Origin of the sequence: Pseudomonas sp. 3296 (genome assembly GCF_031456615.1) — a bacterium.
In the GTDB taxonomy this organism is placed as follows: Bacteria; Pseudomonadota; Gammaproteobacteria; order Pseudomonadales; family Pseudomonadaceae; genus Aquipseudomonas; species Aquipseudomonas mucoides.
The window spans coordinates 57,338-72,652 of the sequence record NZ_JAVDUY010000005.1 but is presented as its reverse complement, the minus strand read 5'-3'; the positions used below and the strand labels follow the sequence as shown (position 1 = coordinate 72,652).

General features: G+C 59.0%; 18 protein-coding genes and 1 pseudogene. 12 read left to right on the top strand and 7 right to left on the bottom strand.

The window, feature by feature from the left end:
* Positions 1–154 precede the first annotated feature (154 nt).
* Positions 155–1,003: pseudogene (locus J2X66_RS30205) on the top strand (PAS domain-containing protein); the annotation flags it as partial.
* Complete coding sequence (locus J2X66_RS30200; RefSeq protein WP_405046783.1) at positions 980–1,552, top strand: methyl-accepting chemotaxis protein; 573 nt, start codon at positions 980–982, stop codon at positions 1,550–1,552. The pseudogene J2X66_RS30205 and the gene J2X66_RS30200, both read left to right, overlap by 24 nt.
* A gap of 56 nt (positions 1,553–1,608) precedes the next feature.
* Here J2X66_RS30200 and J2X66_RS14440 read toward each other — a convergent pair whose 3' ends face one another.
* The 3 genes from J2X66_RS14440 to J2X66_RS14430 form a co-directional block, all read right to left on the bottom strand.
* Complete coding sequence (locus J2X66_RS14440) at positions 1,609–2,163, bottom strand: hypothetical protein (RefSeq protein ID WP_310265419.1); 555 nt, start codon at positions 2,161–2,163, stop codon at positions 1,609–1,611.
* Positions 2,164–2,305: 142 nt separating this feature from the next.
* Positions 2,306–2,938, bottom strand: a complete 633-nt coding sequence (locus tag J2X66_RS14435; protein ID WP_310265417.1) for a glutathione S-transferase — start codon at positions 2,936–2,938, stop codon at positions 2,306–2,308.
* A 15-nt stretch (positions 2,939–2,953) separates the two neighbouring features.
* A complete protein-coding gene (locus J2X66_RS14430) occupies positions 2,954–3,385 on the bottom strand; it encodes a PACE efflux transporter (protein WP_310265414.1) in 432 nt (143 codons plus the stop codon).
* A gap of 120 nt (positions 3,386–3,505) precedes the next feature.
* On the opposite strand from J2X66_RS14430, the gene J2X66_RS14425 reads away from it, so the two are divergent.
* A complete protein-coding gene (locus J2X66_RS14425) occupies positions 3,506–4,378 on the top strand; it encodes a LysR family transcriptional regulator (RefSeq protein ID WP_310265412.1) in 873 nt (290 codons plus the stop codon).
* A gap of 37 nt (positions 4,379–4,415) precedes the next feature.
* Here J2X66_RS14425 and J2X66_RS14420 read toward each other — a convergent pair whose 3' ends face one another.
* The gene (locus J2X66_RS14420; RefSeq protein ID WP_310265409.1) at positions 4,416–5,447 is read right to left on the bottom strand and encodes a LacI family DNA-binding transcriptional regulator; all 1,032 of its coding nucleotides are present in this window, start codon (positions 5,445–5,447) and stop codon (positions 4,416–4,418) included.
* Between the two features lie 214 nt (positions 5,448–5,661).
* On the opposite strand from J2X66_RS14420, the gene J2X66_RS14415 reads away from it, so the two are divergent.
* Positions 5,662–6,195 (top strand): gluconokinase, encoded by a 534-nt coding sequence (locus J2X66_RS14415; protein ID WP_027923877.1) that lies wholly within the window; start codon positions 5,662–5,664, stop codon positions 6,193–6,195.
* An 82-nt stretch (positions 6,196–6,277) separates the two neighbouring features.
* Entirely contained in the window at positions 6,278–7,630 is a 1,353-nt protein-coding gene (locus J2X66_RS14410; protein ID WP_310265406.1) for a GntP family permease, read from the top strand.
* Positions 7,631–7,723: 93 nt separating this feature from the next.
* Here the strand turns inward: J2X66_RS14410 and alaC are convergent, their stop codons facing one another.
* Positions 7,724–8,935: an alanine transaminase gene (gene alaC, locus J2X66_RS14405; protein ID WP_310265403.1), complete on the bottom strand. Its 1,212-nt coding sequence runs from the start codon at positions 8,933–8,935 to the stop codon at positions 7,724–7,726.
* 140 nt (positions 8,936–9,075) lie between these two features.
* Here alaC and J2X66_RS14400 point away from each other — a divergent pair, with 140 nt between their 5' ends.
* The 3 genes from J2X66_RS14400 to J2X66_RS14390 all read left to right on the top strand — a co-directional run bounded on the left by J2X66_RS14400 (position 9,076) and on the right by J2X66_RS14390 (position 11,095).
* Entirely contained in the window at positions 9,076–9,738 is a 663-nt protein-coding gene (locus J2X66_RS14400; protein WP_310265402.1) for a LysE family transporter, read from the top strand.
* A 67-nt stretch (positions 9,739–9,805) separates the two neighbouring features.
* Complete coding sequence (locus J2X66_RS14395; protein ID WP_310265399.1) at positions 9,806–10,291, top strand: GyrI-like domain-containing protein; 486 nt, start codon at positions 9,806–9,808, stop codon at positions 10,289–10,291.
* A gap of 315 nt (positions 10,292–10,606) precedes the next feature.
* On the top strand, positions 10,607–11,095 hold the full coding sequence (locus J2X66_RS14390) for an N-acetyltransferase (RefSeq protein ID WP_310265397.1): 489 nt from the start codon (positions 10,607–10,609) through the stop codon (positions 11,093–11,095).
* Between the two features lie 52 nt (positions 11,096–11,147).
* Here the strand turns inward: J2X66_RS14390 and J2X66_RS14385 are convergent, their stop codons facing one another.
* Complete coding sequence (locus J2X66_RS14385; protein ID WP_310265394.1) at positions 11,148–11,633, bottom strand: GNAT family N-acetyltransferase; 486 nt, start codon at positions 11,631–11,633, stop codon at positions 11,148–11,150.
* Positions 11,634–11,773: 140 nt separating this feature from the next.
* Between J2X66_RS14385 and J2X66_RS14380 the strand changes: the two genes are divergently transcribed.
* From J2X66_RS14380 to J2X66_RS14365, 4 genes are all read left to right on the top strand, one after another.
* Positions 11,774–12,199 (top strand): nuclear transport factor 2 family protein, encoded by a 426-nt coding sequence (locus J2X66_RS14380; protein WP_310265392.1) that lies wholly within the window; start codon positions 11,774–11,776, stop codon positions 12,197–12,199.
* Between the two features lie 67 nt (positions 12,200–12,266).
* Positions 12,267–12,611, top strand: a complete 345-nt coding sequence (locus tag J2X66_RS14375) for a YciI family protein (protein ID WP_123432890.1) — start codon at positions 12,267–12,269, stop codon at positions 12,609–12,611.
* A gap of 27 nt (positions 12,612–12,638) precedes the next feature.
* Positions 12,639–13,130, top strand: a complete 492-nt coding sequence (locus tag J2X66_RS14370) for an SRPBCC family protein (RefSeq protein ID WP_310265388.1) — start codon at positions 12,639–12,641, stop codon at positions 13,128–13,130.
* Positions 13,130–14,365, top strand: coding sequence for an RNA polymerase sigma factor (locus J2X66_RS14365; RefSeq protein ID WP_310265386.1), 1,236 nt, complete (start codon positions 13,130–13,132; stop codon positions 14,363–14,365). The genes J2X66_RS14370 and J2X66_RS14365 overlap by 1 nt, the downstream gene beginning before the upstream one ends.
* A gap of 33 nt (positions 14,366–14,398) precedes the next feature.
* Here the strand turns inward: J2X66_RS14365 and J2X66_RS14360 are convergent, their stop codons facing one another.
* Positions 14,399–15,253, bottom strand: coding sequence for a LysR family transcriptional regulator (locus J2X66_RS14360; RefSeq protein WP_310265384.1), 855 nt, complete (start codon positions 15,251–15,253; stop codon positions 14,399–14,401).
* Positions 15,254–15,315: the final 62 nt, after the last annotated feature.

The following is a 15,315-nucleotide window of genomic DNA, read 5'->3' as shown; positions in this document are numbered from 1 at the left end:
CGCCGATTTGCTTTTTGACTACATCAGGTTTGGCCCGGGCCCGGGCTATCAAGAGAAGGATGTCTTGATAAGAGTGTCGCGTTAGGGACCCTCCGATTGAACATCATTTATCACCTGACTACCTCATCCGTGGAGAAACGCGTGTGCCCGTTCCATGGAACGTCGTGGTGGATACGTTGAAAGACCGAAGTCCTGTCATCAACCAGAAGTCCGCGCCCAAGGTGATAAGAACATGTTTAACCTACATCACAAGTCTGACCTGCTGGAAATCGAGCGATACAGTTGTGCCTTGAATGAAGCCAACGCCAGGTTGGCGGCGATCAGTCGTTCGATGGCAATGATTGAGTTCACTCCTGAAGGCATTGTGCTCGATGCCAACGAGAACTTTTGCGCTGTCATGGGTTATAACGTCGACGAAATTCGCGGAAAACATCATCGGGTCTTTTGTGAGGAGGCGTTTTATCGCAGTGAAGAGTACGCAAAATTGTGGCGAGACCTGGCCCGTGGCGAGCCGGTCAGTGGGTCATTTCTGCGATTGACCAAGAGTGGTAAAGAAGTGTGGCTCGAAGCCAGTTACATGCCGGTATACGGGGCTGATCGCCAAGTTAAAAGCGTGATCAAAGTCGCCTCGGACATCACCGAACGCGTTAACAAAGAGCATGAAAACGATAGCCAACTCGCCGCGATCGGCCGTTCGATGGCGGTGATCGAGTTTTCTCCTGACGGCAAAGTCATCACGGCCAATGATAATTTTCTGAAGACCATGCATTACCCGCTCCACGAAGTGGTCGGCCAACATCACAGTATGTTTTGCCACCGCGCCGAAGCCGACTCGCAGAACTACAAAGCGTTCTGGGCTTCATTGAATCGCGGCGAATATCACTCGCACCGTTTCGAGCGCAAAGACAAATACGGGCACACTGTATTTCTGGAAGCGTCCTATAACCCGCTGTTCGACGCCAAGGGGCGGCTGTTTAAAGTGGTCAAGTTTGCCAGTGACATCACCCATCAGGTTTCCACCCTGCAAACCGCCGCCGAATCAGCCCACAGCACCTCCGTACAGAACGATGCCTGCGCGCAGAAGGGATCTCGGGTGGTGCAGCAAACCGTGCAGATCATTCAGGACATTTCCCGTGACTTGAATGAAGCGGCGCTTAGCATTGATGCCGTCAACAAACAGTCCGACATCATCGGCACCATTGTTCAAACCATTCGCGGCATTGCCGACCAGACCAACTTGCTGGCACTCAACGCAGCTATCGAAGCCGCTCGGGCCGGGGAGCACGGACGTGGTTTTGCGGTGGTCGCCGATGAAGTTCGCAGCCTTGCGGCACGTACCAGCCAGGCGACCCTGGAGATTGTCGAAGTGGTGCGCAAGAACCACGATTTGTCGTTGAGCGCAGTATCGAGCATGCAATCGAGTTTGAGTCGAACCGGACTTGGCGTGGAGTTGGCCAATGAAGCGGGGGAGGTGATTCTGGAAATCCAGCAGGGCTCAAGGCACGTCGTCGATGCGATCAGTCAGTTCAACTCGACCTTGCAATTGAACTGACCACGGTAACAATGAAAAAGGGTCCCGGTAGAGGGACCCTTTTTTATGCGCGCGGGTTAAAGCGATGCCAGAAACTTGTCGACTACTTGAGTGCCGCTTTTTTCGCTACTGCTGGTTTCTTTCTCGGCCTGCGCCAGTTTCATCTTGTCCTGCATGCGATTGGCAATCTCTTGCGCGACGGCCTGTTGTTTCTCCGGCGGCATGGCTTTCAAGTCTTCTTCGGTGATGCCCATGTCTTTCAGAATACTGTCGCGCAGCCGCTGTTCCGGCGTTTTGCTCATGTAGTCCTTGAAGTCGGTCATTGCCGAACTGTCGGTGGCGTTGCCTTGAATGTCGGCCGGCACTTTCGACGGATCGGCTGCTTGCAGCGCCACGCGGGTCTTGGCGAAGGCTTCATCGATGTTGTCGCTGATCTTGCTCGCTTCGTTCACTTGCTGCGTGGTTTGTTGGGTCGCGGACGCCTGGGCCTGTGCCTGAACATTGGTTTGCAGCGCTTGCAGCATCGCGCCCTGCATGCCGCTTTGCAGTCCGGCGGCGGCTTCAGCGCTCGGGTCTTCGCCGGGACGCTTGGGCAGAGGGATCATTTGTGTTTGTTTTGCACTGACCAACATGATGAATAGCCTGTAGGTAATTGCTGACCGGAGGGCAGGAGCAATTAGCGTGCCGTCGCTTGATGCCCCTGTTTATGGGGCTCGAAGGGGTGAATAGCGGTCAGGAGTTGCCGTCAGGCGGCAGGGCTCGACCGCCGCGCCGTTACGGCAAGCCGTTACAGCCATGTTTCAGGAAGCCCTGGCGTTGTGCCAGGCGCTGGAAATATTCGTCGATGGCGGGGAAGTCCGGCCGTTCCATCGGGGTCATCAACCAGCGGTTGACCGACAGCCCCACGACAATGTCGGCCAGGGTAAAACGAGGCCCGGCGACATAGCCTTTGGTGATCGCAAGTTGGTGTTCGAGGATGGCCATTTTCTGGTTCCAGCCGCGCACGCCGACGGCAATCCGGTGCGGGTCCTGAAACTCCGGGTCCTTGCGCACCAACGCGGTAAACGCGTAGCTCCAGGAAGGGTTGAGCTCGGTGGCTTGCCAATCCATCCACTGTTCCACCCGCGCACGCGCCGCCGGGTCATGCGGCAGCAGATCGGTGTTTTGGTGTTTGCCGGCCAGGTAACGGCAGATGGTATTCGACTCCCACAACACGCCTGCCTCATCGATGATCACCGGCACCTGTGCATTGGGGTTCAGGCGCAGAAACTCCGGCGTGTGGGTCGACGCATAACCGCTGCCCCAGTCCTCACGCTCGTAGGCAGCGCCCAGTTCCTCACAGGTCCACAGGACTTTTCTGACGTTGATGGACGACGCCTTACCGAGAATCTTCAGTGCATGTTCCATTGGGCGACTCCGTTTTCAAACTGGATCCGGCAGCGCCGACGTGGGCAAACCAAACGCGCGATCAAACAGCCAGTTGAAGGCGAAGGTGTAGCACGGGATGAAAATAATCAATGCCAAGTCCAGCAGGAACGCTTGCACCAGACTGATGTTCATCCACCAGGCAATCAACGGGATGAGAAACACTATCAAGGTTAGTTGAAAACCCACGGCATGGGCGATGCGCCGTTTAACGGTGCGGGTACGTGATAACTGGCGACTTTCCCAACGCTCGAACAGCGAGGTGTAGATGAAATTCCAGGTCACGGCGAGGGTGGTGATGATCACCGCCAAGGGGCCGGTGCTGCCCGGTGAGGTGCCGGACAACAGGGCCAGACCAAGCGCCGAGAAGGTCATGCCAATGACTTCATACAACGACACGAAGACCAGTTTGCGTTTAACGCCTTGCATGGGATTTGCCTCTTTCTTGCGAACTTGAAACCAGCAGCACTGGCGAAAGCGGCGAAAGATAGCTTCAATAGACGTGACAGAAAAAGTCAGCAGCTTTCAGTTTTATTGATAGGACCGTGGATGAATTTCAACAGCGACAGCATCGAGTTGTTTCTTGCGGTGATCGAACGCGGCTCGTTTTCAGCCGCTGCCCGGGCGCTGGGGAAAGTCCCGTCGGCCGTGAGCATGGGCATCGCCAACCTGGAGGCTGAACTGGGTTATCCGCTGTTTGATCGCAGTCATCGCGAACCGGTGCCCACCGCCATGGCCAGTGCGTTGGTGCCGCATGCACGACTGATCGCCGAGCAACTCAAACAACTGCAAGTGCATGCGATCGAGTTATCGCTGGGGCTGGAGAGCAAGTTGTCGATCGGCGTGGTGGCGGACATCGACAAGGGGCGTTTGATGGCGGCGATCAAGGCAATTGCCGAGCGTCATCCACTGCTGGAGATCGAGGTGCTCAACGCGCCGCAGGATGATGTTCTGGCCATGCTGCACAGCGGCCGGGTCAACGTGTGCCTGGCCTTCGCCGGGTTGAGCATGAATGTCCTTGAGCGGTTTCAGTTTGTCGGCACGGAGCGAATGATCGCCACGCTCGCGGCGGACAATCCACTGTTTCAGGGCAAGGATTTGTTCCTGGAAGACTTGGTCAACGTCCGACAAATTATCGTCGCCAGCCGCGATCTGCCGATCAGCGAAACCCGGCCTTTGGTCGGCGAGTCTTACTGGCGCACCGACACCTTGGCGATGGCGCTGGAGATGGTCGAAGCGGGATTGGGCTGGGGCAACTTTCCGGTGTCTGTGGTTCAGCCGCTGCTCGACGCCGGACGGCTCAAGCGCCTGAACTTTCGCAACATCGAGAATGGTCTGGAGCTGCCGGTGCATGCCGTGTGGCTCAAGAGCCAACCGTTGCGCAAAGGCGCGTTGGCGTTTGTCGAACTGATGAGCCACTGACAAGCGATGACCCCTGCAGGAGCCGAGCTTGCAGGGGTTATGTGCTTTCCCGGATTTTTAGTTCAAACCCCATATCCTGCACCGGTTTAGCCACTGAATTCCCTGCCAGCAACGTCAACATCAACTCCGCCGAACGTCGGCCGATGGCCTCGCGCGGCGTATTGATGCTGCTCAGGCGCGGCACCATGTGCGCCGAGGCGGGCAGGTCGTTGAAGCCGAGGATAGCGATCTGTTCCGGGATCTTGATGCCATGGCGCAGGGCTTCAAGCAGTGCGCCCTGGGCCAGGTCGTCGTTGCCGAAGAAGATCGCATCGACATCGGGGTGACTGGCCAGCAGTTGCAGAAACAGCTCGCCGCCCAATCCGACGGAGGAGGCACGCGGGGTCAGCACTTCCAGACCCGGGTCGTACAAACCGGCCTTCTGCAGGGCTTTGCGGAACCCTTCGCCGCGCAGCAGGGTGCGCTGGTCCAGTTGCGCGCCGATGTAGGCCAGGCGCTTGCGACCACGGGAGAGCAAATGTTCGGCCGCCGTTTCGCCGGCGGCCAATTGCGAGAAGCCCACGCAATTCACACCCGCCGCGCTGTCCAGTTCCATCATGTACACGCAGGGAATGTTGCTGGCTTCAATCATCCGCCGCGAACTTTCAGTGCGGTCGAACCCGGTCAGCAGCAAGCCGCGAGGTTGATAGGCCATGTAGTTGCGCAGCAGGTTTTCTTCTTCATCGCGCGAGTAGTGGAAGTTGCCGATCAGCACTTCGAAGCCCTTGGGGCGAAGCACCTGATGAATGGCTTCCAGCGTGTCGATGAACAACAGGTTGGACAGCGATGGCACCAAAACCACCACCGAATGGCTCTGCGCCGAGGCCAGGGCGCGGGCGGCGGGGTTGACCACGTAGTTGAGTTCGAGCGCGGCTTTCTGGACTTTTTCTACCAGTTCGGCGGCCACGGTGCTGACACCGCGCAACGCACGGGAGGCGGTAATCGGGCTGACCCCGGCCAGTCGGGCTACTTCATTGAGGGTAGGGCGGCCAGTGGTGCGGGTATTTTTATCGTTTTTAGGGGAGGTCATCGGGCGGCTTGCCAAACAAAATTCAAGGCACTAAGGTAGCGCTGTCCCGAAGCAGCTGCAAATGCGTAAGCGAGTTTTGCCTGAACCTCGCTTTTTGGCACTGGGACGAAAATGCTGCAACCCACAAAAATGACAAGAAGGCGTCGGCAACTTCTACTTTTGATCGAGTGTCATAGCTTTCAAAGGTAGCGCTGTCTGCGCGCTGAGGTGTTACATGAATCATCCCATCACCGCCCTGGTCATCATGGGCGTTGCCGGTTGCGGCAAGACATGCGTCAGCGAGGCCTTGTGCCAGCTCAGCGGCGCCACTGCCATTGAAGGCGATACTTTCCACCCTGCCGCCAATATCGAAAAGATGAGCGCGGGTATCCCCCTGAACGACCAGGACCGTGCCGGCTGGCTCGACAGCCTGTGCGATGAACTGCGCCGCGTCGACGCCAAGGGCGAACGCCCGGTGCTGACCTGCTCGGCCCTCAAACACAGTTACCGCGAAGTGTTGCGCAGCGCCTTGCCGGGCCTGGGCTTCGTGTTCCTTGAGCTGACCCCTGAAGTTGCCGCCGAGCGTGTGTCGCACCGGCCGGGTCACTTCATGCCTTCGACCCTGATCGACAGTCAGTTCGCCACCCTCGAATCCCCCGTAGGCGAACCGTTGACCCTGGCGCTGGATGCATCGACCTACAGCGTCGAGCAACTGGCGTCGCAGGCGCACGTCTGGTGGCAGGCGCACGGCCTGAAACAGGCCGTATGAGTGTTGCCAAAAAAGATAGCGCTGTCCTGATGGCTCGCGAATTACCCGCTTTAATAACAACAACAACCAGGAGACACCCCTAATGTTTGGCATGTCCCACGAGACGTTCCTGCTGCTTGATGCAGTGGTCACGGTGATCGGGCTTATATTCCTGATTACCAAGTTCAAGTTCCACCCGTTCATTGCCCTGATCATCGCCGCCGCCTTTCTCGGGCTGACCTCCGGCATGCCGATCGGTACCGTTATCAAAGCGTTCCAGGACGGTTTCGGTGGCGTGCTCGGTTTTGTCGGGATCATCCTCGCGCTGGGCACCATGCTCGGCAAAATGATGGCCGAGTCGGGCGGGGCGGATCAGATTGCCCAGACGCTGATTCGCGCGTTCGGCAAAGACAAAGTGCAGTGGGCGATGATGTTCGCGGCGTTCCTGGTCGGCATTCCGCTGTTCTTCGAAATCGGTTTCGTGCTGCTGATCCCGCTGGTGTTCATCGTGGCGCGCCGCACCGGCGTGTCGATCATCAAGATCGGTATCCCGCTGCTGGCCGGTCTGTCCGCCGTACACGGTCTGGTTCCGCCGCACCCGGGTCCGTTGCTGGCCATTGGCGTGTTCGGTGCCGACATCGGTAAAACCATTCTGTACGGGCTGATTGTGGCGCTGCCAACGGCCATCATTGCCGGCCCGATCTTCGGTACGTTCATTGCCAAGTACATCCCCGGTCATCCTAACCAGGAACTGGTGGATCAACTGGCGCGTGAGCCGGAATCGGCCGACCTGCCAAGCTTCAGCATCACGCTGATCACTGTGCTGCTGCCAGTGTTCCTGATGTTGCTCAAGACCTTTGCCGATGTGGTACTGCCAGAAGGCAATTTCGCCCGCTCCTTCATGGACCTGATTGGTCACCCGATCTCGGCGTTGCTGTTGGCGCTGCTGCTGTCGCTGTACACCTTCGGTCACCGTCAGGGCATCGACTCGAAACGCATTCTGAAATGGCTCGATTCGAGCCTCGCGCCGACTGCCGCGATCATTCTGATCATCGGTGCCGGTGGCGGCTTCAAGCAGATGCTGGTGACCAGCGGCGTGGGTGACGTGATCGGCCACATGGCGGTGAATGCACAGATCTCGCCGATCCTGCTGGCGTGGCTGGTGGCGGCGGTGATTCGAGTGGCAACCGGTTCGGCGACTGTGGCGACCATTACCGGCGCAGGCATCGTGGTGCCGGTGGTGGGGATGATTCCGGGTGTGAACCGTGAGCTGCTGGTGTTGGCCACCGGTGCCGGTTCGTTGGTCCTGTCTCACGTCAACGACGCAGGTTTCTGGCTGGTGAAGCAGTACTTCAACATGACCGTGGCGGAAACCTTCAAGACCTGGACCGCGATGGAAACCATCCTGTCCGTGGTTGCGCTGGGCTTCATCCTGCTGCTGTCGATGTTTGTTTAAGCCAAAACACCGGTGGTGACACAGCGCTTGTGATCACCCCGAAACTAATGTGGGAGCGAGCCTGCTCGCTCCCACAGTGTTATGTGTCAGTCATCAGGATTTGGCGACTAGCCCATCCGCCCTGAACATCCCGCGAATCCCGCGCACGGCCTGACGAATCCGGTCCTGGTTTTCGATCAGCGCGAAGCGCACGTGATCATCCCCGTACTCACCAAACCCCACGCCCGGCGAGACGCAGACCTTGGCTTCGGCCAGCAGTTTCTTGGCGAACTCCAGCGAGCCCAGGTGCGCATACGCGTCGGGAATCTTGGCCCAGACGTACATCGACGCCTTCGGGTTCTCGACCATCCAGCCCAGCTCATGCAGGCCTTTGACCAACACGTTGCGCCGCTGCCGATACTGCTCGGCGATGTCCTTCACGCATTGCTGATCGCCTTCCAGCGCCGCAATGGCTGCGACTTGCAGCGGGGTGAAGGTGCCGTAGTCGTGGTAGCTCTTGATCCGCGCCAGGGCGTTGACCAGTTCCGGGTTGCCGACCATGAAACCGATCCGCCAGCCCGCCATGTTGTAGCTCTTGGACAGGGTGAAAAACTCCACCGCAATGTCCTTGGCGCCCGGCACTTGCATGATCGACGGGGCTTTCCAGCCGTCGTAGACGATGTCGGCGTAGGCCAGGTCGTGCACCACCAGTACGTCGTACTGCTTGGCCAGGGCGATCACCCGTTCGAAGAAATCCAGCTCCACGCATTGCGCGGTCGGGTTGGACGGGAAGCCGAGGATCATCATTTTCGGTTTCGGGATCGAGCCGCGAATCGCCCGTTCCAGTTCGGCGAAGAAGTCCACGCCCGGAATCAACGGGACCGAACGCACCTGGGCGCCGGCAATCACGGCACCGTAGATGTGAATCGGATAACTCGGGTTCGGCACCAGTACGGTATCGCCCTGATCCAACGTGGCCAGCATCAAGTGCGCCAGACCTTCCTTGGAACCGATGGTGACAATGGCTTCGGTTTCCGGGTCGATGTCGACCTCGTAGCGATCCTTGTACCAATTGGAAATCGCCCGGCGCAGACGCGGAATGCCCTTGGACGTCGAATAACCGTGGGTGTCTTCGCGCTGGGCGACAGTCACCAGTTTTTCGACGATGTGCGGCGGAGTAGGGCCATCAGGGTTGCCCATGCTGAAGTCGATGATGTCTTCGCCACGACGACGGGCGGCCATCTTCAGCTCGGCAGTGATGTTGAATACGTAAGGGGGGAGTCGATCTATGCGCGCAAAGCGGCGCGGCGAACCTTGTTCGGCCATTGTTGCCTCGGATAACGTGAGCGCCCGGAACCGTCCGAGCGACGCTGGCCACTGCGGTGGCCTGTTGCGGAAGATAAGGGCAGTCGTGGCACACTGTCCAGCCAGTGAGTAAACAATTTTTTTCCGAAGGAAATCGGTTGATGGAATTTAGCAGCGGCTTCTTGCTGAGCCTTTCGTTGTGCCTGGATATCGGCGTAGCCAACATTGCAATGATCACCCTGGCCATGCAACGCGGCTATTTCCAGGGCTTTGCGTTGGGTTTGGGGACTTGTGTCGGCGACCTGATCTACGCGGTGCTGGCGCTGGCGGGCATGACCGTTTTGCTGCAATACGAAACCGTGCGCTGGGTGCTGTGGATCGGCGGTTCGGCGTTGCTGATTTATTTCGCGGCGAAGATGATCTACTCGGCGATTCACCACGAAGCAGCATTGGCGCAAACCGAAGAGGTGGGGCAGAACTCCCATCGCAAAGAGTTTTTCCGCGGGATCTTCCTCGCCATGTCCTCGCCCAGCGCCATCCTGTGGTTCGCGGCGGTGGGCGGCACGCTCATCGCCCGTTCCGGTGGCGGTGATGCGCTCAGCTCCGCGCTGTTTCTCGGCGGATTCCTCTGTGCCGGTCTGCTCTGGAGCGCCGGTTTGTGCTTTGCCGCGAGCCATGGCGGCAAGTTGCTGGGTGACAAACTGCTACGCTACTCATACATGGCATCGGCGGCGATCTTCTGCTATTTCGCGGTCTACGTGATCCTATCGGGGTACAACGAGTTTTTCGGTGCGGTGGCCGTGGAACAGTTGCACGCCCTGTAACTGGGCGAATCGGGTTTGGCTTCTATACTCCCAGCCGAACCCATTTTTAAGCCTCAGGAGTTGAGCCATGGATGAGCAAACAGGCGTAAAACCCGCCGAGCCCCGTTTCGAACACGGGCACTTCCTGCTCATTGCAGGGTTTGGCGGACGATTTACCCAGGAGACCTCGAAGAAAATCCCCGATCTCTGGGAAAAATTCATTCCCGAGATTGGCCAGATTCCCGGTCAAAAAGGCGAAGTGACCTACGGCATCTGCTGCAATCCGGATGGTAAGGGCGGATTCGAATACATCGCCGGCGTCGAGATCGACAAGCTCGACGACCTGCCGGAGAAGTACCGTTGGGTCGAGGTTCAACCCCAGCATTACGCGGTATTCGAGCACAAGGGATCGCTGGATACCTTGCCCCAGACCTTTCAGTACATCTGGAAAACCTGGTTGCCGCAGTCCGGCAAAGAGGCGGCGGACGCCCCGGAATTCGAACGCTACAGCGAAGACTTCAACCCGAAGCTCAACACCGGCGTGCTGGAAATCTGGCTGCCGATCAAGCCGTGAACACCGCGAGAGGCGGACGGTGTGTCCGCCTCTCGTCGGGTTATTTGCCTTGCTTCATCCGGCGCGCCCGCATCAGGTCGATCGACAAGGTAACGAAGCCAAACGTGCTGATACCCAACAACATAAGAAGACCGATCTGAACGCTGCTCATGGTGTATTCCCCCTATTGATGTCGTGAAACCGGGAACATCAATAATCCGAACCTTCGAGCAATGAAAGCGCCTATACGCAGGCTTTACGGCACCGGCAGTGATCGATATGAACACCTTATTCAACTATGATTCGCAGCCTTTCCCTCGCTGATTTCGAGCCGCCATGAACACCCTCATCCGCAACGTCACCGCCACTGACCTGGACCGCTGCTACGCCATCGAAACCTTTGCCTACGAAGGTGACGAGGCGGCCACCCGCGAGAAAATCGCCACCCGCATTGCCACCTGGCCCGAGGGTTTCATCGTGGCTGAAGTCGACGGCGTTGTAGCCGGTTTCATCAATTCCGGTGCGGCGTTTCAGGTGGAGATGTCGGACGAAGCGTTCAAGGAACTGATCGGCCACGACCCGGCCGGCCCGCAGGTGGTGATCATGTCGGTGGTGGTGGACCCGGACTATCAGGGGCAGGGGCTGGCGAAGCGGTTGATGGGCGAGTTCATTGAGCGGATGCGCGCTTTGGGCAAGACCAATATTCACCTGATGTGCAAGAAGCGGCATGTTCCGCTGTATGCCGGGTTTGGCTTTGCCTACATCAAACCGTCGGCTTCGGACCATGGCGGGATGGCGTGGCATGAGATGGTGCTGGATTTGTAAGACCTACGAAGATCCCCCGTAGGAGTGAGCTTGGTGTTGGGTCAGTAGAGCCTCAGAAAACCAGGCCCATTCGCCGCTCATACCCAATTCGGCCCTTGTAGGCCTCGCCGCTGTCGACCCAGCCGAATTTTGCATACAGCGCGATGGCCGACTCATTGTCCGCATCCACCGACAATTCCAGCCCCTTTATCTCCGGAAATGCCTGTCGCGCCACCTCGGGCAGCGCTTGCAGGCAAGCCTTGCCATAGCCTTTTCCCTGAGCACGTTGATCGACTTGCAACGCATGCAACGTGGCGCTGTGTTTATCGGCCCAGGCCGGTAACACGGGCGGGCGCTTGAGCAGCAGGAAGGCCACCGGAGCGTCCTCGACCAGCAGCGCAAATCCTTTGACGCCGGGACCGGGTTTGGACAGCAAGGTGTGCAACGCACCGTGAATGTCGCCGCTGAACCTGATTTGTTCTTTGTGTACTTCGATGGCCTCGACCTGCTGGCGCTGGCGCGCGTTCAGGCTTTCGTAAGGCACGAGACGGGCTGTCACTGGAGTGTCCTTTTCCCACATGAATGAGCCTCGGATTCTAGCGAGTTTGCGCCGATGGATTATTTTTATTTCGACTGTCGATTTGGCTTTTTGCCGAACGACTAAGGGTGTCTTCACTACAAAAACCAAGGAGAACCACCATGAGTGCCACTCACGAAATCGAGACCCTGATCGACATTTATCGCCAGGCCGTCATCTCCAAGGATGTCGACAAAATCATGGCCCTGTACGCCGAGGACATCGTCTCCTACGACGCGGTCAAGGCCTTGCAATTTCGCGGTAAGGCCGCCTACCGCGCGCATTGGCTGGAGTGCATGGAAATGTGCCAGGGCCCGCATAAATTCGACTTCGGTCACATGAACATCGTGGCGGACGAGCACATCGCCTTCGCCCATTGGCTGGCCCATTGCGGTGGCACCAACGACAAGGGAGAAACCCAGGCCTGCTGGATGCGCGTGACCGCTTGCTACCGTCGCGACGCCGGGCAATGGCGGATTGTCCACGAACACTGGTCGGCCCCGTTCGACATGGCCAGTGGCGCTGCGCTGTTCAATCTGGAGCCCTGATCGTCGGGAATTTCGCCAACGCGTCAATCTGCAGCCATAGTTGATCCGTTCGATTCAGGAGAACCACATGAAATACCTATGCCTGGTCTACAGCAACGAACACACCTTGCACTCGCTGCCCGAGAGCCCGAATGACGCCGAGTGCATGGCCTACGCCGAGTCGATCCAGAGTGGCGGCCGGATGCTCGCGGCCGAGGCGCTGGAGTCGGTGCAGACGGCGACCACCGTGCGCATGCGTAACGGCAAGATGTCGATCACCGACGGTCCGTTCGCCGAAACCAAGGAGCAGTTGGCCGGCTTCTACCTGATCGATGCCAAAGACCTCAATGAAGCAATCCAGGTCGCCGGCAACATCCCGGCGGCCCGGGTCGGCTGCGTCGAGGTGCGTCCCGTTCGTCAGTTGAATCCTTGAATAACAACAACCAAAAAGGAGTTGTGCATGAGCCCGCAATCAGCTGAAAAAAAGTCTGCCGAGTTCGAGTTATCCATCAGCCGCCTGATCGATGCGCCACGCCAGAAGATCTTCCGTGCCTGGACCGAGCCGGCCTTGCTCGCCCAATGGTGGGGGCCGCATGGCATGACCACGCCAGAGTGTGAAATGGACCTGTGGGTCGGCGGCCAGTTTCGCACTTTGATGCGGGCGCCGGACGGCAGCGAATACCCGACCATGGGCGTATTTTTGGAAATCGTCGCCCCTGAGCGACTCGTGTTCACCGACGCGTTTATCCCGGGCTGGATACCGTCGGGCAAACCGTTCATGGCGGCCGAAGTGACGCTCGAAGAGCGGGACGGCAAAACCCTCTACACCGCGCGTGCCATGCATTGGTCAAAAGAGGATCACAAAGCCCACGAAGACATGGGGTTTCATGACGGCTGGGGGCAAAGCCTTGATCGCCTGGAAACGCTGGTGACTGAAGGCATGCCGGACTGATGCCTGGCGAGGCGGTGCAGGCCCGGGTCGAGCAGGTTTACCGCGAAGACTCGCGACGGATCCTGGCGACGCTGATCCGCTTGCTCGGCGATTTCGACCTCGCCGAAGAGGCCCTGCACGAGGCCTTTTTCATCGCGGTCGAACGCTGGCAGCGTGACGGCGTGCCGGACAATCCGCGCGCCTGGCTGGTGTCCACCGGGCGCTTCAAGGCCATCGATGCCTTGCGTCGGCGCACGCGTTTTATTGCTTCGCAACCGATGCTGATCGCGCAGCTGGAGGCGCTGGAGCAGGCCGACTGGAGTGATGAAGACGTGGAAGACGATCGCCTGCGCCTGATCTTCACCTGCTGTCACCCTGCACTCGCCTCCGATGCTCAGGTGCCACTGACCTTGCGCGAAGTCTGCGACCTGACCACAGAAGAAATCGCCCGGGCGTTCCTGTCGGCGCCCGCCACCATCGCTCAACGCATCGTGCGGGCGAAGGCAAAAATCCGTGATGCGAAAATCCCTTATCAAGTGCCGACGCTGGCGGAACTGCCCGAGCGCCTCGACAGCGTGCTGCGGGTGATTTACCTGGTGTTCAACGAGGGGTACTCGGCGTCCATCGGCGCTGAAGTGACGCGCGAAGACCTGACGCGCGAGGCGATCCGGCTGGGGCGATTGTTGCTGGAGTTGCTGCCGGAGCCGGAGGTCATGGGCTTGCTGGCGATGATGTTGTTGCACGAATCACGACGCCAGGCCCGGACATCGGCGACCGGCGAGTTGATCCTGCTGGATGAGCAGGACCGCTCGTTGTGGGACGCCGGGATGATTGCCGAGGGTTGCGCGTTGGTTGAGCAGGCGCTGACCCGGCAGCGCTTCGGGCCTTATTGCCTGCAAGCAGCCATCGCGGCTGTGCATGCCGAGGCGGCGACACCGCAAGACACCGACTGGCTGCAGATTGTCGGTCTGTATGACCTGCTGTTGCGGGTGGTACCGTCGCCAGTGATCGAGTTGAACCGGGCGGCAGCGATCTCCAGGCGCGATGGTCCGTTGGCGGGTTTGACCTTGGTTGAGGCGATTCTGGATCGGGGTGAATTGCACGATTACCACCTGGCGCATTCGGCGCGGGCGGAGTTTTGTCGGCAGTTGGGCAGGGTGGAGGAGGCGCGGGCGGCGTATGAGCGAGCGCTGGAGTTGACCCAGCAAGTGCCGGAGCGGCGTTTTCTTGAAGCGCGGATCAAGGCGTTGGAATGATGCGATCTTGCCTGCTCGCGAAGGGGGGCACCACTATTCCAGCATCTTGCTCAACAACCAACTCCCCGCCGGCCCAGGCGGATGCTGGCGCGACCACAGTGCATCGACAAACACCGGTTTCGGCCAGCCGCGCACGTTGAGTTCCTGCAACGAGCCCGGCCCAAACCGCTCCACCAGCCAGCGCGGCAACGGCGCCCAGCCAAATCCACCCTGAGCCATTTCCAGCAGCATCAAATAACTTGGCGCCGACCACACGCGGCCCTTCGCTCGTGTCTCGTACGGATTGACGATGGTCGCCAGGCGCAATTCCCGGTGCTGCTGCAGGACATCCTGATCAATAGGATGAAGCGCCGCCAATGGATGCGCCGGGGAGACGAACAACGCAATTTCCGTGCGCTCCTCAACCGTCGAACTCACCAGATCCGGCGGATAGCTGTCCTGCATTTCGGCGAACGCCACCCGCGCCCGACCCCGTTGCACCAGCGCAATCAAGTCATCGCATTCAGCAATCAGGCACTCGAGCTCCAGGTCCGGATAACGCTGTTCAAACGCACCCAGCGCCGCTTCGAAGCGGTCGGATTGATAGGTATCGGAAATCGCCACGGTCAATTTCGGCTCGACGCCTTGTGACAACTGGCTGGCGGTCATTTCCAGGCGGCTGGTGGCGGCCAGGATTTCCTCGGCCCGTTGCAGCATCACGTGCCCGGCCGGGGTCAGGCTGGGTTTACGACTGCTGCGGTCGAACAGGACCAGATTCAAATCGATTTCAAGACTGGCCACCGCTGCACTGATGGTCGACTGGCTGCGGCCCAGCTTGCGCGCCGCTGCGGAAAACGAGCCTTGGGTCGCCGCCTGGACAAACGCCAGCAACACTTCGTGAGAGGCCATGAACTATCGCCTTGATCGATGGTTATTGGTTATGAAGTATCGGTGTGATGAAGGAGCATGGC